This window comes from Mycolicibacterium sediminis (genome assembly GCF_010731735.1).
Taxonomy (GTDB): Bacteria; Actinomycetota; Actinomycetes; order Mycobacteriales; family Mycobacteriaceae; genus Mycobacterium; species Mycobacterium sediminis.
In genome coordinates this window covers 2,131,479-2,147,972 of the sequence record NZ_AP022588.1, presented here as the reverse complement: position 1 = coordinate 2,147,972, position 16,494 = coordinate 2,131,479, and the positions used below count along the sequence as shown (strand labels likewise).

19 protein-coding genes and 2 pseudogenes are annotated in these 16,494 nt (G+C 69.3%); 7 read left to right on the top strand and 14 right to left on the bottom strand.

The window, feature by feature from the left end; translation table 11 throughout:
• Window positions 1-7: 7 nt before the first annotated feature.
• The 3 genes and pseudogenes from G6N64_RS10335 to G6N64_RS10325 all read left to right on the top strand — a co-directional run bounded on the left by G6N64_RS10335 (window position 8) and on the right by G6N64_RS10325 (window position 3,467).
• Window positions 8-671 (top strand): annotated as a pseudogene (locus G6N64_RS10335) (UdgX family uracil-DNA binding protein).
• A 48-nt stretch (window positions 672-719) separates the two neighbouring features.
• Window positions 720-1,531: pseudogene (locus G6N64_RS10330) on the top strand (MBL fold metallo-hydrolase).
• Window positions 1,532-1,613: 82 nt separating this feature from the next.
• Entirely contained in the window at window positions 1,614-3,467 is a 1,854-nt protein-coding gene (locus G6N64_RS10325; protein ID WP_163796805.1) for a CheR family methyltransferase, read from the top strand.
• Here the strand turns inward: G6N64_RS10325 and G6N64_RS10320 are convergent.
• The 9 genes from G6N64_RS10320 to G6N64_RS10280 all read right to left on the bottom strand — a co-directional run bounded on the left by G6N64_RS10320 (window position 3,418) and on the right by G6N64_RS10280 (window position 9,586).
• Entirely contained in the window at window positions 3,418-3,861 is a 444-nt protein-coding gene (locus G6N64_RS10320; RefSeq protein WP_163794988.1) for a hypothetical protein, read from the bottom strand. The two genes, G6N64_RS10325 and G6N64_RS10320, sit on opposite strands and share 50 nt — an antisense overlap.
• A gap of 236 nt (window positions 3,862-4,097) precedes the next feature.
• Window positions 4,098-4,769, bottom strand: a complete 672-nt coding sequence (locus tag G6N64_RS10315; RefSeq protein ID WP_163796804.1) for a Crp/Fnr family transcriptional regulator — start codon at window positions 4,767-4,769, stop codon at window positions 4,098-4,100.
• A gap of 125 nt (window positions 4,770-4,894) precedes the next feature.
• Window positions 4,895-5,188, bottom strand: a complete 294-nt coding sequence (locus G6N64_RS10310) for a DUF3618 domain-containing protein (RefSeq protein ID WP_409370740.1) — start codon at window positions 5,186-5,188, stop codon at window positions 4,895-4,897.
• A complete protein-coding gene (locus tag G6N64_RS10305) occupies window positions 5,181-5,594 on the bottom strand; it encodes a phage holin family protein (RefSeq protein WP_163796802.1) in 414 nt (137 codons plus the stop codon). The genes G6N64_RS10310 and G6N64_RS10305 overlap by 8 nt, the downstream gene beginning before the upstream one ends.
• Before the next feature lie 72 nt (window positions 5,595-5,666).
• Window positions 5,667-6,428 (bottom strand): STAS domain-containing protein, encoded by a 762-nt coding sequence (locus tag G6N64_RS10300; RefSeq protein ID WP_163796801.1) that lies wholly within the window; start codon window positions 6,426-6,428, stop codon window positions 5,667-5,669.
• Window positions 6,415-7,431, bottom strand: coding sequence for a chemotaxis protein CheB (locus G6N64_RS10295; protein WP_163796800.1), 1,017 nt, complete (start codon window positions 7,429-7,431; stop codon window positions 6,415-6,417). Before G6N64_RS10295 ends, G6N64_RS10300 begins: the two co-directional genes overlap by 14 nt.
• Before the next feature lie 51 nt (window positions 7,432-7,482).
• A complete protein-coding gene (locus G6N64_RS10290; RefSeq protein ID WP_163796799.1) occupies window positions 7,483-8,352 on the bottom strand; it encodes a SigB/SigF/SigG family RNA polymerase sigma factor in 870 nt (289 codons plus the stop codon).
• A 261-nt stretch (window positions 8,353-8,613) separates the two neighbouring features.
• Window positions 8,614-8,847 (bottom strand): hypothetical protein, encoded by a 234-nt coding sequence (locus G6N64_RS10285; protein WP_163796798.1) that lies wholly within the window; start codon window positions 8,845-8,847, stop codon window positions 8,614-8,616.
• 67 nt (window positions 8,848-8,914) lie between these two features.
• Window positions 8,915-9,586, bottom strand: coding sequence for a GAF and ANTAR domain-containing protein (locus tag G6N64_RS10280; RefSeq protein WP_163796797.1), 672 nt, complete (start codon window positions 9,584-9,586; stop codon window positions 8,915-8,917).
• Window positions 9,587-9,775: 189 nt separating this feature from the next.
• Between G6N64_RS10280 and G6N64_RS10275 the strand changes: the two genes are divergently transcribed.
• Window positions 9,776-9,955: a DUF2795 domain-containing protein gene (locus tag G6N64_RS10275; protein ID WP_163796796.1), complete on the top strand. Its 180-nt coding sequence runs from the start codon at window positions 9,776-9,778 to the stop codon at window positions 9,953-9,955.
• A gap of 8 nt (window positions 9,956-9,963) precedes the next feature.
• Window positions 9,964-10,290, top strand: coding sequence for a DUF3140 domain-containing protein (locus G6N64_RS10270; protein ID WP_163796795.1), 327 nt, complete (start codon window positions 9,964-9,966; stop codon window positions 10,288-10,290).
• Window positions 10,291-10,293: 3 nt separating this feature from the next.
• Here G6N64_RS10270 and G6N64_RS30040 read toward each other — a convergent pair whose 3' ends face one another.
• The 4 genes from G6N64_RS30040 to G6N64_RS10250 all read right to left on the bottom strand — a co-directional run bounded on the left by G6N64_RS30040 (window position 10,294) and on the right by G6N64_RS10250 (window position 13,210).
• Window positions 10,294-11,256, bottom strand: a complete 963-nt coding sequence (locus G6N64_RS30040) for an AraC family transcriptional regulator (RefSeq protein ID WP_246231084.1) — start codon at window positions 11,254-11,256, stop codon at window positions 10,294-10,296.
• 157 nt (window positions 11,257-11,413) lie between these two features.
• Window positions 11,414-12,067: a phosphate signaling complex protein PhoU gene (phoU, locus tag G6N64_RS10260; protein ID WP_163796794.1), complete on the bottom strand. Its 654-nt coding sequence runs from the start codon at window positions 12,065-12,067 to the stop codon at window positions 11,414-11,416.
• A gap of 66 nt (window positions 12,068-12,133) precedes the next feature.
• A complete protein-coding gene (locus G6N64_RS10255) occupies window positions 12,134-12,757 on the bottom strand; it encodes a flavodoxin family protein (RefSeq protein WP_163796793.1) in 624 nt (207 codons plus the stop codon).
• Between the two features lie 51 nt (window positions 12,758-12,808).
• Window positions 12,809-13,210, bottom strand: a complete 402-nt coding sequence (locus tag G6N64_RS10250) for an ATP-binding protein (protein WP_163796792.1) — start codon at window positions 13,208-13,210, stop codon at window positions 12,809-12,811.
• Between the two features lie 277 nt (window positions 13,211-13,487).
• Between G6N64_RS10250 and G6N64_RS10245 the strand changes: the two genes are divergently transcribed.
• Both G6N64_RS10245 and G6N64_RS10240 read left to right on the top strand, forming a co-directional pair.
• Window positions 13,488-13,853 carry an STAS domain-containing protein gene (locus G6N64_RS10245; protein WP_246231083.1) on the top strand — a complete coding sequence of 122 codons (366 nt, stop codon included), beginning with the start codon at window positions 13,488-13,490 and terminating at the stop codon, window positions 13,851-13,853.
• A gap of 7 nt (window positions 13,854-13,860) precedes the next feature.
• Entirely contained in the window at window positions 13,861-15,237 is a 1,377-nt protein-coding gene (locus G6N64_RS10240; RefSeq protein WP_246231082.1) for a hypothetical protein, read from the top strand.
• Between the two features lie 16 nt (window positions 15,238-15,253).
• On the opposite strand, the gene G6N64_RS10235 is transcribed toward G6N64_RS10240, so the two are convergent.
• The gene (locus G6N64_RS10235; protein ID WP_163796791.1) at window positions 15,254-16,435 is read right to left on the bottom strand and encodes a zinc-dependent alcohol dehydrogenase; all 1,182 of its coding nucleotides are present in this window, start codon (window positions 16,433-16,435) and stop codon (window positions 15,254-15,256) included.
• Window positions 16,436-16,494 lie beyond the last annotated feature (59 nt).

Here is a 16,494-nt window from a genome sequence, read left to right as displayed (position 1 = left end):
CCGGGCCATCGTGGTTGGTGCTCGCGTTGATGCTCAGGACTTCGTGCCGCAGACGCGGGACCACGCCGCGCTGGCCGAGGCCGCAGGTCGGTGCCGTGGCTGCGATCTATATCAGGACGCCGACCAGGTCGTGTTCGGCGACGGTGCCTCCGCCGCGCGGATGATGCTGGTGGGCGAACAACCCGGTGATCACGAGGACAGGGCCGGCGCCCCGTTCGTCGGACCTGCGGGACGGGTGCTGAACAAGGCACTCGACGCTGCGGGCATCGCCCGGGAGCCGCTGTACGTCACCAACGCCGTCAAGCACTTCAAGTTCACCCGCTCGGAGGGCAGCAGCAGACGGCTGCACGAGACGCCGAGCAGGCTCGAGGTGGTGGCCTGCCGGCCGTGGCTGTTCGCCGAACTCGAGTCCGTCGCGCCGGAGGTCGTGGTCCTGATGGGCGACCGCGGCGAAGTCACTGTTGGGCAACGACTTCCGCGTCACCGCGCACCGTCAGGAGGTCATCGAGATGCCGACGTCGCCCGAATCGAACGACCCGAGGCCCGACCTGGTGGTGACGGTGCATCCGTCGTCGATCCTGCGCGGCCCGCCCGAGGCCAGGGACGAGTCGTTCGCAGGCCTGGTGGCCGACCTGCGATTCGCCGCGAGCCTGCTGGACGCGACCGTTTAGACGCCCGCCGACGAGGTAGCCGCAACACCGAAACGGAAGGGGCCCCACGTGTCAGACGACGTCACGGTCACGTTCATCGGAAATGCCACCACGCTCATCTCCACCGGTGACCTCACCCTGCTGACCGATCCGAACTTCCTGCACCGCGGTCAGCACGCCTACCTCGGCCACGGACTGGTGTCGAAGCGGCTGCACTCCCCTGCACTGACGATCGACCAGCTACCCGCCATCGACGCCATCGTGCTGTCGCACATGCACGGCGACCACTGGGATCGCGTCGCCCAGCGCGACCTGGACCACGACCTGCCGGTCGTGACGACCCGGCACGCTGCTCCCCGCCTGCAGCGCAGGGGCTTCCACAACGCGCTGGGTCTGGACACCTGGGCGTCGCACACGCTGGAGGGGAGCCGGAACCGCATCGTGCTGACGTCGCTACCGGGACGGCACGCCCCGCTGTGGACGCGCCGGCTCCTGCCGCCCGTGATGGGCACCATGGTGGAGATCGGACCGCTCGACGGGGCACCAGCAGGCGGCTGTACGTCTCCGGCGACACCCTCTACATCGACGAACTCGCCGAGATCCCCGTGCGATTCGACGCGATCGACGCCGGGGTGCTCCACCTCGGCGGCACCCGCATCCCGGCGGGCCGCAAGCTCCCGTTCGGGCTCACCGTCACCATGGACGGCGAGCAGGGCGCCGCCACCGCGGAACTGCTCGACCTGCCGTCGGCCATCCCGGTGCACTTCGACGACTACGGCGTCTTCGCCTCGCCGCTGTCGGACTTCCGCGCGGCGATGGAGCGACGCGGTCGCGCCGACCGCCTCGTGGAACTCGAGCGCGGCGGGTCGGTCACCCTCTGAACTCCGCGCCGCACCGCGAACAGTCGACCGGTCGCCGGGGTGACGTCCGGGGAAGTAGGGTCGCTGACGTGGACGGATCCTGATGAGCGAGCAGCTGGACGAATCCTTCGAGACGCTCCTGCGGTACATGCGGGACGCCAGGGGGTTCGACTTCACCGGGTACAAGCGCACGTCGCTCACCCGGCGGGTGCGGCACCGCATCGAGCAGCTGGGCGTGACCTCGTTCGAGGACTACCTCGACGTCCTGCAGGCGAGCCCAGAGGAGTTCGCCGCGCTGTTCAACACCATCCTCATCAACGTCACGGCGTTCTTCCGCGACCCCGCCGCCTGGGAGTTCCTCCGCGCCGAGGTGATCCCCAACCTGGTCTCCGCCCGCGGTGGCGACCAGACGATCCGGGTCTGGAGTGCGGGCTGCGCGTCCGGCCAGGAGGCCTACACGCTGGCCATGCTGCTGGCCGACGCCATGGACCCCGACGCGTTCCGGCAGCGCGTCAAGATCTACGCCACCGACATCGACGAGGATGCACTCACCGAGGCGCGCGGCGCGTCGTACGACGAAAGGGCCGTGGAGTCGGTGCCGCCCGACTTCCTCGAGCGCTACTTCGAGCACGTCGGCAACCGGTACGTGTTCAACAAGGACCTGCGCCGTGCGGTGATCTTCGGGCGCAACGACCTGGTCAAGGACGCCCCCATCTCGCGGGTCGATCTGCTGGTGTGCCGCAACACCCTGATGTACCTGAACGCGGAGACCCAGCGAAACGTGTTGCGCCGCCTACACTTCGCGCTCGCGCCGGCGGGGGTGCTGTTCCTCGGCCACGCCGAGATGCTGCTGAGCCACTCCGACAAGTTCGCCCCGGTGGACCTCGCGAACCGGATCTTCGTCCGCGCCGCGGGATCTCGCAGTGAACTCACCCGGGTGGAGGCACCGGATCCGCGCACCGAGCGCCAGGGCAGCCTGACCGGCCTTGCACCGATCCGCGATCTGGCCTTCGCCGCCAGCCCCGTGCCGCAGATCGTCGTGACCGGCCAGGACACCGTCGCGATGATCAACCACCAGGCCGAGGTGACGTTCGGGCTGTCCGCACGCGACATCGGGCGGCTGCTGCGGGATCTGGAGATCTCCTACCGTCCGGTCGAGCTGCGCGCCTACGTGGAGCAGGCCAAGGTGGAGCGCCGGGCGGCGAAGATCGCCGACGTCAGCTGGGAGCGCCCGGGTGCGGAGACCACCTGGTTCGAGATCCACGTCAACCCGCTCGTCGACTCGGAGAACGGTCTGGTCGGGGTGTCGGTCGTGTTCTTCGACGTGACGGCCAACCGGATTCTCGTCGAGAAGGTGGTGCAGACCAACGGCCAACTCGAGTCGGCCTACGAGGAACTGCAGTCGACCAACGAGGAACTCGAGACCACCAACGAGGAACTCCAGTCCACCGTCGAGGAACTCGAGACCACCAACGAGGAACTCCAGTCGACCAACGAGGAACTCGAGACGATGAACGAGGAGTTGCAGTCGACCAACGACGAACTCCACACCATCAACGAGACGCTGCGCGAACGCACGGGTGAACTCGACGACGCCAAGACCTTCCTTGGCTCGCTGGTCAACTCGATCAACGTCGGGATGATCGTCCTGGACCGCGAGATGCGGGTGGTGTCGTGGAACGGCGGCAGCGAGGAACTGTGGGGCATGCGCGCGGAGGAGACCACCGGTGTCCCGTTCACCAACCTGGACATCGGGCTCCCGATCGAGGTGCTCAAGCCGCTGATCGGCAACGCGTTCGTGGATCCCCAGGCGACCGGGCAGGCACTTGTGCAAGCGGTGAACCGCCGGGGACGACGCATCGAGGTGCGCGTGACGTGCAGTTCGTTCCGCTCGGTGGACGGCGTGGTCAGTGGCGCGTTGCTGATGGTCGAATCAGAGGAACCACCCGACCGCTGAGCGACGCGATGATCGCCGCGTGCTGGGCCGCGGCGTCGCGATGCCGTTCCGCGGCCTCCTGATGGCGGTCGCTGTCGAGGCAGTGCGACACGATCGCCGCCTGCTCGTGGGCGGCGGCCGCGCGCAGGTGCACCCGCCGCGTCTCGTCGTGGCGGGACAGCGCCGACTGGTGGGCGACCGCGGCACGCCCCACCGCCTGCTGGGCGCACTGCTGAGCGAATACCGCCGCGGCCGGGGTCGGTGCGCAGCCCCCCGCCAGTTCAATCAGACGTCGGCGGAGTTGGGACGCGCGGGTCGCGGCGAGGGCACCTCGTCGGGTGGGCGCCGAGGCCTCCTCGTCACCGGGGACACACCGGGAATCCGCGCCGATCGTCAGTGGACACCCCCTCTGCACGCCAGGGGCTCATTGTCGGCCGACGAGGGGCTGGACGCAATGGCTCCGGCCCCGGCAGCGCGGACGGGGTGCTTGAGGCGCTGCGTTCTCAACGCCTCAAGCACCGCGCGTCCGCAAACGCTGGGTGTGCGGGCGCTGGCAGCCTGCCCGGTTCCGCCGACGCTCAAACCCGCCCCGACGGCCGGGTCGGCGATGGTCCGGCGTCGACTCGGCCGTGTCCCGACGCCGGGATCGACTCAGCGCTGCACGGCGCCGAGACGGCGCTCACCATCCATCCGCTGCGCCAGGGGCTGGGAGTCCACGATCTCGACGACGTTGTCCCGCAGTCTGATCCAGCCGTGCTCGCAGAAGTCGGCCAGTGCACGATTGACGCATTCCCTCGACGTCCCCGCGAGCTGCGCGAACTGCTCCTGGTTGAGGTCGAGGGTGAGTCGGATCACGCCGCCGTCCTGGCGGCCGAACTGCTGTGCGAGCCGGAGCAGGTGCTTGGCGACGCGGGCCGACACCGTTGCCGACATCAGGTCGGTGATGTCGTCGGAGCTACGCCGGATCCGGCGCGCCAGCACGCGCATCAGGTGGTCGGCGGCCGAGGGATGGGCCGCGGCGAGATCGGTCAGCTGCGACCGGTCCCACGCCACCGCCCGGACGTCGGTCATCGCGACGGCGGTCGCGGGCTGCCCGGTGCCGTCGAGGACCGCCACCTCGCCGAGCACGTCCGACGGTCCGAGCACCGTGTAGAGGCACTTCTTGCCGGCGGGGGAGACACGGCCGAGGCGGACCTTGCCCTCGGTGATCAGGTAGACGCACTCGGGCGGGTCACCCTCGGCGAAGATGACGTCACCCTCGTCGAAGGCCACCTTGACGGCCTTGCGCCTGGTGGCCGTGGGCCGGTCGATCGTCTGGGTCATGGCACCTCCTTCGAATCCGCGACGTCGCTGACCCCTACCCCGGCCTGCGGCGGCGATTCTCCGGGCGCCACGCGCTTCGCGATCTGGCCCGCGGTGATCGTTCCCCGTCCACCGCGGTCCGGGCGTCAGCGGCGACGTCGCCGCCACCACGCCAGGAGGCCGACGACCACCAGCACGCCGACCGCGATGCCTGCGGCGCTGCCCCGGTTGGCGTCGATGCCGGAGCCGACGTCGTGCGCCTTCTGCGCCACTGCGGCCTTGGCCTCCTCGGCCTTGTCGTGGGCCCGCGCCTTCACGTCGACCTTGTCGGCGAGCGCCGACACGGTGTCCGCCAGTTCCTCGCGGGTCGCCTCGATGTCGGCCTGCAGTTCGTCGACGCCGGCGTCCTCGTCGGGTTCGGGTCGTGGGTCGTCAGGCATGGCGGGCATCGTTCACCTCTCGTACGTCGTCCTTGACGGTCTCGGCCGTCCTGGGGGCCACGGGTGCGACCTCGTCCACCTGCTTCTTGGCCAGCGCGCCTGCGATGCCGGCCACCACGAAGAGCACCGCGGCGACGATGAGCGCGGCCGCCCAGACGGGCAGCACCAGTGCCAGCGCGGCGATGCCCGCGGCGATCACCGCCCCGAACCCGAACAGTGCCAGCACTCCGGCGGCCCCACCGAGGCCCGCTCCGAATGCCGCATGCTTCGCGGAGTCCTGGAACTCCCGTTGCGCCAACCGGATCTCGTCACGCACCAGCCTCGAGGTCTGCGCGGACAGTCGCCCGAGCAGCTCGCCCATCGATGCGTCCGTATCGCCGGGTCTGGTGTTCGCGGTTGCGTCCATGACCGTCTCGCCTCCCAAGGTCGGTTCCTGGGGACGCGGTACCCGACGACGTCGGCGACAAACGCGGCCTCGTCAGAGCCGGTTCTGGGGTCCCATCACGGCCCACACCGTCTTGCCGCCGTCGATCGGGGTGTTGCCCCAGGCCAGCGTGAGTACGCCGACGATGGTCAGCTCGCTCAACCGGCCTGCCGCTTCGGCGTCCTCCCGGACCGCTGCCGCCGCGCTGTTCCCGTCGGAGACCGCGACGGTCACGTTGGCGCGGTTCAGCTCGAGCCGGAGATCCGGGCGACTGTCGGTGTGCCGCAGGACGTTGTCGACGAGCACCGTCGCCACGACGGTCGCCGTGGCGACCATGTCGGCCGAACCCCATGCCGTCAGCCAGTGCGCGACGAATTCGCGTGCGGCGGGCACCGACGACGACGTCGCCGGCCACTCGTGACGCATGCGTCGGCGCACGCCGGGGTGCTCCCGGGTCAGCGCCGCGACCGCCGCGTCGACGTCCCGGAACACCGGGACGTACCGGGCGATGCCGTTGCGCGCCAACGTCCGCCGACCCGACGCGTGCGCACAGGAGATGCCCATCGGCACGTCCGGCCACTGGTTGGTCAGCCACCGGGCACTGGTGAACACCGCCCATGCCGACGGCCTTGGCGCGACGACGTCGGTCACGTCCATGACGAGGTTGGCGGGTCCGTCGACCGCCGCCTTGAGGATCGCGTCGCGCGCAGTCCGGTAGGTGACGCCGTCCAGGACGCCGCTCATCAGCAGGGCGGTATGCCCCGGGGCGACGTGCTGATCGATCCTCAGCAGATCGGCGTCGTCAGGACGGGTCACGGGGCTTCCCCCATACCCGCGACGAGCTGCCCAGCAGCTTCCTCAACTCGCTCGCCGCACTGTCCGCCTCCTCGGCGATCTCGAGATACCGGCTGCTGAGCACGCCGTCGTTGATCACCTTGGCATGCGAACGAGCCAACTGCGCCTTTTCGAGGAGGCTGCGCAGTGCGACACCCAGCGCGTTCTCGGTGTCCTGGGTCCACGCCTCGAGCAGCGCCTCGGGCGTCCACGCGTGTCCGATCCGGCAGCGCAGGTTCCCGTCGCCGATGGAGACCAGGGAGCCGCTGCAGTCGGGACACGTGTGTCCCGATGGCACGCCCAGCTCCATGACGTCGAATTCCCCGAATGGCGGTCCCATGGCGATCTCGTTCTCCAACGCGAGCACCGGATCCGGCGTACCCGTCGATCCGTTGTCGTGGCTCGGTTCGAGGGACTTCAATAGCGCGCCTGCCCCGGCAGCAGAGACCGTGTGCTGCACGTCCACCATCGCCAGGGCGTTGCGTGGCATGTCCGGGTACAGGGCATCGTCGGGGTCCTGCACCATCGTCACCCCTCCCCGCGAGCGGATTGCCTGCAACCCCAGGACGCCGTCGTCGAGCACCCCGGACATCACGATGCCGGTCGCCTTCGGGCCGTAGGACAGTGCGAGCGAGCGCATCAGTGGGTTGATCGCCGGCCGGTGCCGGTCCTCGGTCGGCCCGCCCGAGAGCACGATCCTGCCGTCCTCGACGAGCATGTGCCGGTCCGGTACGGCGACGTACAGCCGTCCGGCCCGCAACGGTTCGCCGTCGCGCGCCGCGGCGGCCGGCAGCGGACCGCTGCGGTCCAGGATCTGGCCGAGGACGCTCGGCGCGCTGGGCGCGACGTGCAGGACCACCAACACTGCCTGGCGCAGGTCCGGCGGAAGACCGGCGGCGAATTGCTTGAGCGCCTCGACCCCTCCGGCCGACGCACCCACCCCCACCACACCGAGTGGGGCGTCGTCCGCAGAAGGCGTCACCATGTGATTCGACTACCCGATGTGAGTGCCGTCAACCGAACCTGCGCGCAGAAGTCAGCCCACGCGGGACATCGGCGCCACCCCGTCGTCGCTCATGCGCTCGCGCAGGGTGTCGAGTGCGCGTGCGAGCAGGCGCGAGACGTGCATCTGGGACAGTCCGACCCGGGCCGCGATCTCGCTCTGCGTCAGCGACTCGAAGAACCGCATCTGGAGAATCTGCTGTTCCCGCCGCGGCAGCGTCGCGAGATGGGCGCGCAGGTCCTCGCGGTCCTCGATGTGCCGGATGGCCGGGTCGGGCCCTCCGAGCCGGTCCACGATCGCGACGCCGTCGTCGTCGTCACCGAAGACCGCATCGATCGACCGCGCGGTATACGACGCGCCCGCCACCAGACCTTCGACGAGATCCTCACGGGGAACGCGCAATTCAGCGGCCAGCTCCGACGGTGTCGGTGCCCGCCCCAGCTTCTGCGACAGGTCGCTGATCGTCGGTGCGATGTGCGGGTAGATGTCCTTCAGCCGCCGCGGCACCTTCACCGCCCAGCTGAAGTCGCGGTAGTACCGCTTGACCTCCCCCATGACGGTCGGGACCGCGAACGCGAGGAAGTCGCCCGCGTCGGGGTCGTACCGGTTGACCGCGTTCAGCAGTCCGACACGCGCCACCTGAACGAGGTCGTCCAGCGACTCGCTACCGCGGTGGTAGCGCCGGGCGATGTGGTCGGCCAACGGCAGGCACTGCTCGATGATTCGCTCCCGCAGCCGGCGAAACGCCGCGCAGTTCGGGTCGAGGGCGCGGAGTTCGTGAAACATCTCGTGTACGCCGTCGTACTGCTCGTCGGCGTGGGAGGCCGTGGCCCGTGCGATCCGGTCTCCCGACCGAGTGTGCGTCACGGTCTCGGTCCGGTCTTCCTGAATCTCCGCGGTCATGCGACCTCCTGAGCCTCGGTGTCATACACCCCACGTGGCTAAAGGGCCCTGCCGAAGAGTCTGCACCCCGATGCACCGCCGTGGGAACCCGATCACGAGTCCGGGCGGGCGGTCTCCGATCGGCCGAAGATGCGTTCCCAGCAGTCGTTTCAGCGTCTGAACCTCTCAAATCCATCAAGTTTCCTTTCGTTGACGGGATAGTCAACGGCGGGTGTTTCGCTTCGTTTGACGGATGTCCCGGCTTCGACCGCCGACGACGAATTAGTTAGAGCCGGTACCGATCTCGGAATCGTCGCCGTCCGGTCGGCCCGACGGTTCCGGGTGGCGGTCACTCGTCGGCGTGCTGTCGTCCAGTGACGACTGTGTCGTGGTGAAGCTGGGCGCGTCGCCGCCGCCGTCGGTGCATCCAGCGAGCAACGGGATGGGGCCCAGCAACATCACAGCCGATCCCACGACCGCCATGAACCTGGCCTTGGTGCAACGCATTACGGACATGGTGAACTCCTCGCCGGTGAAAGGGACTACCAGCGGCGCTACCCCGTGCGACGTGCGACGAAACCGGTCAGCGTTCGTGCTGCGCGGTGCCCTTCTCCACGATCTGCTCGGCGATTCGGGTCACCGGCGTGTTCGTGTCCTGCGACAGCTTCTTCAACAGATCGAAGGCGCGTACCGCGTCGACGGCGAAACGCTCCATGAGCATGCCCTTGGCCTGGCCGATGATGTCCCGCGACGCGAGCGCGCTGCGAAACTGTTCGTCCCGCCGCATCATCCCCCACGCCAGCGCGGCATGGGTGGCGAAGACGAAGCCCAATTCGACGGCGTCGTCGTCGAACGCGCCGGGCTCCTCGGCATAGAAGTTCAATGCGCCGAGGGTGCTCTGGTCGACGAACAGTCGGAACGAGACGATCGACCGGACGGGGCTCTCCCGCAGGGCACTGCGGGAGTAGCGCGGCCACCGGCTCTCCGTGGTCAGATCGTCGACCCTGACCACGTGGTCCTCCCACGCGGCCTCCAGGCACGGCCCCTGCCGCTCCCGCTCCTGGATCTCGTCGAGCGCTGCCGCGATGGGGTTGGTGGCCGCAATCGACCGCACCTCACCGCCGCGGCTCGCCACCGTCACACCCGCGTACTGCGCGCCCGGAAGCGCACGCGTGGCGCTGTCGATGATCTCGGACAGCATCGCGCCGACGTCGTTGGGAACGTTGCGCTGCACGTCCGCCAACAGCGCCGCCATCTCGGCAATCCTCGACGTTGCCTCGTCGTGCGACACGCAACCTCCCGATCTGATCAATTCGAACGAAGAATAGCGCGGTGTTCGTGGTCCGCGGCCTCGTCGGACAATCGACCATCGCCGTCGCGAAGGAAGTCGTTCGTTTTCCGGCACCCGGCGTTTTCGCGCCGATCACCCGGGTACGTGGGCGGCATGCCGAATCCCATCGATGTACAGAAGGCCCTCGCGGGCGCCAGCTACCCCTCCAGCAAGGCCGATCTCGTCGACCTCGCGAAGAGCAACGGTGCCGAGCAGGGCGTCGTCGACGACATCGCCGGCCTCCCCGACGGCGACTTCGGCGGACCCGATCAGGTCGAGAAGGCACTCTTCTAGGTCACCCGATGACCGACGACGACGACGCGACGTGGAAGGACTTCCACGACGCCGTGAACATGACCGCCAGTCAGCTCGAGAAGTGGCTCGACTCAGACGAATCCAAGGAGGTCGGGCAGAAGTCCGGCGACTCGGAGTCCACGGGGCACGCGAGTGGGCGACACATCGTCGAGATCTTGAAGTCCAAGAAGGGCGACCTCGGCGACGACGACTACGCGCACATGCGGAAGGTCGTCGGATACGTGAAGCGCCATCTGGCGCAACGACCCTCGGGTGACGTCGAGGACAGTCGGTGGCGGTACTCGCTGATGAACTGGGGCCACGACCCCACCTGAGTACTACTGCCGCAGGGTGACGTGCGGGCTCTGCCCGAACGTCTCGCGGTACAGCACGGCGAACCGCCCGGTGTGGGCGAATCCCCACCGGGCGGCGATCGCCGTCACGGTGTCGGCGTCCCTGGTGCCCTCCCGTAGGGCGCGGTGGACATGGTCGAGTCGCACCCGCCGTAGATACGCCATCGGCGTGGTGTCGAGGTGGCGGCGGAACATGTACTGCAGCGCGCGCGGCGTCACGTAGACGGCTGCGGCGATGTCCACGACGCCGATGTCGTCGGAGGCGTGTTCTTCGATGTAGCCCACGGCCCGCCGCACCAGTGCGGGATGGTGCGACAGGTCCGCGCCCGATTCCGCGTCGTCCGCCTCCGACGCGGTGTTCGGGAACACCGCGAGTGTGGTGGCTGCGAGAAGCCGTGCCGCCGAGGCGATCACGAGCGGCGTGGCGACCTCCTCGTCGGCGAGGACCGTCTCCTCGACGAAGCGCCGGACCTTGATCCATGCCGCGGCCGACTCCGGGCCGCGCGGGGTGATCGACGTGAAGCGCACCGGCTTGAGCCGCATCGCAGTCGAGTCCGCGGCCACGCGGTCGAGGAGGTCCTGATCGAGCACCGCAGTCTTGAGGAGGGGATCCCGTGTCCTCAGGACGACATCGGCATTGCCTGCCGAGCCCAGCACGACGTCACCCGGACCCGCGGCACCCACCGCATCGTTCACGGAGTTGTCCACCTGGCCGCCGACCGTCCACAGCACGACGACGCCGGGCACGTCGTCCGCTCGGGTCTCCGCCTGACCGCCGTGCCGCACGTCCTCCAGCGAGAAGGCGCCTGCGTCGATGCGGCGATGCAGGAGCCCAGGGCGCGTCGTGCCGGCTCGGGCGCGCATGGGATCGAGGATCCTCACGTCGATGTCGGCGCGGTACAACCGGCCCAGGTGCTTCCGGACCTCGTTGACGTCACCGGTGCGCACCTCGTGTCGATGGACGAGGGTGGATTCAGAAGCTAAGGATTCGGGGTTCACATCGACTCCACGCAGTGGCCGCCGAGCTACATCTCAACCCGCTTGGCGGCCCACTATACCTTCGACGAAACGTTTCGCATACCGGATAGCCCACGGCACCGGAAAGTCACACCAGCGCTGCGCCATGCGCGCCCGTCGTCTGGAACCTCACCCGGCGGGCGATCTCCCCGGCATGGTCGGCGAAGCGGCCGTAGAACCGGCCCAGCAGGACCGCGTCGATGGCCGCCGTCGCACCGTGCGACCAGTCCTTCTGCATGACGGCGCGGTGTACCCCACGGTGCAGCGACTCCATCGCGTCGTCGTCGTCCAGGATCTGCTCGGTCTGAACTCCCGTGCCGTCCAGTACCGCGGCGCGGCACCGGTCTGCGAGATCGACTGCGAGGGATCCCATCTCGACGAAACTCGGTCGCAGATGATCGGGAACGACCCGGGCCGGGTGGCGGAGCGCGGGCACGCGGGCGATGTGGGCGGCGAGGCCACCCATCCGGTCGGCGTCGCCGGCGATCTGAATGGCGGTGACCACCTCACGGAGGTCGCGGGCGACGGGCGCCTGACGGGCCAGGATGCCGACCACCTGACGTTCGACCGCAGCCTCCAGTGCGCGGAGGCGTTCCACGTCGCCCGACACGCGGTTGGCTGCGTCGAGGTCGGCGGCCAGCAGTGCGTCCGTGGCCGAGCCGGCAGCGCTGCCCGCCAGTGCGCACATCCGGCCGAGGTCGGCGCGCAGGGCGTCCAGTTGCCGGTGGTAGTCCGCGCGCATCGCTCACTCCAGTTCGTCACGTCCGTAGCGGCATCCGGTACCCCGCTTCGGAGACGCTCAAACCCCTCAGCCGGGATACGCCGGATACTGGTGGTCCTTCAGCAGGGCCGCGAGGTGCGCGGCGTTGCGGGCCGCATTCGCCGTCGTCGACGCCACGGCGGACGGCACCTCGTCGAGGTCCTTGAAGTCGGTGCCGTGCATCGCCTCACCGTTCCAGTAGGTGCAGCCCTGCGCGGCGATGGAGAACCCGACGTCGTTGAGCGCCTGGAACAGGTCGGCGACGATCTTGTGCGCGCCGTCCTCGTTGCCGACCACCGCCGCGACGGCCACCTTGCCCACCATGCTCGGCCGGTTCTGATCGTCGGTCTCGGACAGCTCGGCGTCGAGTCGCTCCAGGACGCGTTGCGCCACGCTCGACATGTGGCCCATCCAGGTCGGCGTGGTGAGCACCAGGATGTCCGCTGCCCGGACCCGCTCGCGCAGTCTCGGCCACTGGTCGCCCTCGCCCATGTCGGTCTCGACGCCCGGTTTCAGGTCGTAGTCGACGCAGCGCACCACCTCGCCCGTCACGACCGACTTCCTCAGCTCCGCGAGGATCTGCGTCGCGATCAGCTCGGCGCTGGACTCGGCCGGACTCGGCTTGAGGCTGCAGGTCAGGGCGATCGCGGTGAGCGGTGTCGATGACGTCATGGGGCGCGGCTACCCGAGCGACGTGCGGCGAAACGGGGACTGCGGTCGCCCTCAGGCCGACGGTGCGAAGGTCATCGACAACCGCGTGCCGCCGGTGCTGGTGCTCAGGTCGACGCGTGCGCTGAGGGCTCTCATCAGCGGAAGGCCGCGCCCACGGGCCACGTCCGCATCCGTGGCGCCGCCTCGCCACCGGCCGAAGTCCTCGATGGTGAAGCAGATGGCGTCCGGTGCGCGCTCGGCGGTGATGCGGACCGTGCCCTCGGACTTTCCGAGGTAGGCGTGTTCGATGCTGTTCGAGCAGGCCTCGTTCACGACGAGCAGGATGTCGGCGGCGAGGTCGGCGGAAATGCCGACGAGGGTCATCCACTCCGACACCCGTCGGCGAATCGCGGCCAGTTCCTGCGCGCGAGCAGGAACCTCCACCTCGAGCGGCGGCGGCGAGGACGCCGTCATGACCGCCCTGCGCGGTGCGGACGGGACCAGCGCACGGTCGAACGCGCGGGGTCGCGCGCGGCCGACGGGCGTGCCGTCGCGCGCGAGAACCGTACGAGCGACATGCGAACTCCCGTGATCTGATTCCGTGGCACTTCGTCTGTATGTGGTTCGTATGTGCACATTGCGGTGACTTTCCAAACCTTGCGATAGGGTCGGATCGGTTTCAGCCCGAGGCCGGACCCTGCGCTGCGTCCTGCGCGCAGTCCCTCGCCCCTCCCCCGGAGGAAGGTCTGAAGTGCCTCGAGACCTGCTGACGACCCGCGTTCGACGCCTCGCCGGTGACATCACGGTGCTGTCGGTCGACGGCGAGATCGATCTGGCGACCGCGGGCATCCTCGACGCCGCCGTCGCCGATGCCACCGCCACCGCCAGTCACGCCGTGGTCGTCGACCTGACGGGCGTCGACTTCATGGGATCCGCGGGACTGCGGATACTGGCACAGACCCACGAGCGGCTCGTACCCACGACGTTCGTCGTCGTCACCGACCGTGCTGCCACCCGGCGTCCGATCGAGGTGACCGGGTTGACCGAACTGTTCAGCACGTTCGCCACGCTCGATGCCGCGCTGGCCGCCGTCCGGCGCGATCCGGACGACTCCTAGAGTCGACGTGGAGCGCCGAGACTTTCTGCAGGACAAAGGATCTCGGCGAGATGCGGTCGCAGCTCTCGCCGGTGTCGGCGTGGTGCTGGCGGCCTTCGTCCTGCCACGGCTGAACCTCGGCGTCGCACCGCTGATCGGCGCAACACCCGAGAAGTACGCGGAACTCGCGGGATCCGCCCCCATCCACGGCTGGTGGGAGTGGCACGTCGGGGCGGGCACCCTCCCCGCGATCGTCATCGGACTGGCCGCGGCGCTGTGGGGTCCGGCCATCGCCGCCCGCGTCCCGTGGCGCGCGTTGGTCCCGTTGACGTGGGCGACGTCCTGCGCATGGGCGTTCTCGTTGGCGATGATCGACGGCTGGGAGCGCGGCTTCGCCGGCCGGTTGACCACCAAGCACGAGTACCTGCGGCAGGTACCCACCGTCGGCGACGTCTCCGAGGCCGTCCGGGGCTTTGCCGGCCGGATCCTCGACTACCAGCCCGACTCGTGGATCACCCACGTGTCCGGCCATCCCCCCGGCGCATTGCTGACGTTCGTCTGGCTGGACCGGATCGGCCTCGGCGGCGGCGCGTGGGCCGGCCTGCTGTGCCTGCTGGTCGGGTCGAGCGCCGCAGCGGCCATCGTCGTCGCGGTGCGGGCGCTGGCCGACGAGACGACCGCCCGGTCGGCCGCGCCGTTCGTGGCGGTCGCCCCCACGGCGATCTGGGTCGCCGTGTCGGCGGACGGCTACTTCGCGGGCGTTACGGCATGGGCGCTCGCGCTGCTCGCGGTGGCCGTCCGGCGCGAGGTAGGCAGCCCGGTCGCCTACGCCGCCGCGGCGGGCCTGCTGCTGGGCTGGGCGGTGTACCTCAACTACGGACTGGTGCTGATGGGACTACCCGCCGTCGCCGTGCTGCTCGCCGCCACCAAGCGGGCGGTGGCGCTGCGGGCGCTGGCCGCGGCGGTGCTCGCCGCACTGGCGGTGGTGGCGGTGTTCGTCCTGGCCGGCTTCTGGTGGTTCGACGGCTACCACCTCGTGCAGCAGCGCTACTGGCAGGGCACCGCCAGTAGCAGACCGTTCCAGTACTGGGGTTGGGCGAACTTCGCGTCGGTCGCGTGCGCCGTCGGTCTCGCCGGGGTGGTGGGCGTCGCCCGCGCCGTCGACCCGGCTGCGCTGCGCAGGCGGTCCGGCCTGCCCCTGGTCGTCGTGGGCATGCTCGCGGCGATCCTGTGCGCCACCGCCAGCATGCTGAGCAAGGCCGAGGTGGAGCGGATCTGGCTGCCGTTCACGATGTGGTTCCCCGCCGCGGCGGCGCTGCTGCCACCCCGCTCGCACCGGTGGTGGCTGCTGTGCGGCGTCGTGGGTGCGGTGCTGCTCAACAGCGCACTGGTGACGACCTGGTGAGCGGGCGGCCCGATTCCTAGGGCTTGAGCATCACCTTGATCGCACCGTCCCGCTTCTTCTGGAAGATGTCATACGCGTGCGGCGCCTCGGCGAGTGGGAGCACGTGGCTGGCGAACCCGTCCACGCCGAGCGGATCGGTGTCGGTGAGCAGCGGCATGATGTCGTCCACCCACCGCTTCACGTTGGCCTGCCCCATGTGGAGCCGGACCTGCTTGTCGAACATCGTCAGCATGGGCAGCGGGTCGGCTGCGCCACCGTAGACGCCGCTCAGCGATATCGTGCCGCCACGCCGTACGACGTCGATCGCCGAGTACAGCGCACCGAGCCGGTCTACTCCCGCGTTCTCCATGATGGGCTTGGCGATGGCGTCGGGTAGCAGTCCCGCGGCCTGCTGCACGACCTTGGTGACGGGTGACCCGTGCGCCTCCATGCCGACCGCGTCGATCACCGAGTCGGTGCCGCGTCCGTCGGTGAGGTCGCGGACGGCGTCGCCGACCGGACCGTCGAGCGCCTCGAGGTCGAGCACCTCGATGCCGAACGCGGCCGTCCTGCCCAGTCTTTCGGGTACCCGGTCGACCCCGATGACGCGGTACCCCCGGTGGTGGGCGATGCGTGCGGCCATGTCGCCGATCGGACCCAGACCGAGAATCGTCACCGACCCACCGTCGGGGACGTCGGCGTACTCGACCGCCTGCCACGCGGTGGGCAGCACGTCGGACAGGTAGACGAACCGCGAATCCGGCGGACCGTCGGGGACCTTGACGTGGGTGAACTGTGCCTGCGGGATCCGGAGGTACTCGGCCTGCCCACCCGGCACGGAGCCGTACAGCTCCGAGTAGCCGAACAGGGCCGCCCCCATGCCCTTCTCGCGCACCTGAGTGGTCTCGCACTGCGTGTAGAGCAGCCGGTCGCACATGAAGCAGCTGCCGCAGGAGATCTGGAACGGCACGACGATGCGATCGCCGACCGAGAGGTTGGAGACACCGGAGCCGACCTCGCGCACGATCCCCATCGCCTCGTGGCCGAGGACGTCCCCGGCGTTCATGAACGCCCCCAGCACCTCGTACAGGTGCAGGTCGGACCCGCAGATGTTCGTCGAGGTGACCTCGATGATCGCGTCGGTGTCCTGTTCGATCTTCGGGTCGGGGACCTCGTCCACGCGGACGTCGCGCTTGCCGTGCCAGGTCACTGCCTTCATGCGTGCCACCTTCCAGTCGGTCCGTGGCGATTACCCGGGACCCGTGACCGGAAACTCCG

What these genes read in the sequence shown, in the direction of transcription:
- G6N64_RS10325 (WP_163796805.1), top strand. Translation starts at nt 1,614, where the DNA reads ATGAGCGAGCAGCTGGACGAATCCTTCGAGACGCTCCTGCGGTACATG.
- G6N64_RS10315 (WP_163796804.1), bottom strand. Translation starts at nt 4,769, where the DNA reads ATGACCCAGACGATCGACCGGCCCACGGCCACCAGGCGCAAGGCCGTC.
- G6N64_RS10310 (WP_409370740.1), bottom strand. Translation starts at nt 5,188, where the DNA reads ATGCCTGACGACCCACGACCCGAACCCGACGAGGACGCCGGCGTCGAC.
- G6N64_RS10305 (WP_163796802.1), bottom strand. Translation starts at nt 5,594, where the DNA reads ATGGACGCAACCGCGAACACCAGACCCGGCGATACGGACGCATCGATG.
- G6N64_RS10295 (WP_163796800.1), bottom strand. Translation starts at nt 7,431, where the DNA reads ATGGTGACGCCTTCTGCGGACGACGCCCCACTCGGTGTGGTGGGGGTG.
- G6N64_RS10290 (WP_163796799.1), bottom strand. Translation starts at nt 8,352, where the DNA reads ATGACCGCGGAGATTCAGGAAGACCGGACCGAGACCGTGACGCACACT.
- G6N64_RS10285 (WP_163796798.1), bottom strand. Translation starts at nt 8,847, where the DNA reads ATGTCCGTAATGCGTTGCACCAAGGCCAGGTTCATGGCGGTCGTGGGA.
- G6N64_RS10280 (WP_163796797.1), bottom strand. Translation starts at nt 9,586, where the DNA reads ATGGCGGCGCTGTTGGCGGACGTGCAGCGCAACGTTCCCAACGACGTC.
- G6N64_RS10275 (WP_163796796.1), top strand. Translation starts at nt 9,776, where the DNA reads ATGCCGAATCCCATCGATGTACAGAAGGCCCTCGCGGGCGCCAGCTAC.
- G6N64_RS10270 (WP_163796795.1), top strand. Translation starts at nt 9,964, where the DNA reads ATGACCGACGACGACGACGCGACGTGGAAGGACTTCCACGACGCCGTG.
- phoU (WP_163796794.1), bottom strand. Translation starts at nt 12,067, where the DNA reads ATGCGCGCGGACTACCACCGGCAACTGGACGCCCTGCGCGCCGACCTC.
- G6N64_RS10255 (WP_163796793.1), bottom strand. Translation starts at nt 12,757, where the DNA reads ATGACGTCATCGACACCGCTCACCGCGATCGCCCTGACCTGCAGCCTC.
- G6N64_RS10250 (WP_163796792.1), bottom strand. Translation starts at nt 13,210, where the DNA reads ATGACGGCGTCCTCGCCGCCGCCGCTCGAGGTGGAGGTTCCTGCTCGC.
- G6N64_RS10235 (WP_163796791.1), bottom strand. Translation starts at nt 16,435, where the DNA reads ATGAAGGCAGTGACCTGGCACGGCAAGCGCGACGTCCGCGTGGACGAG.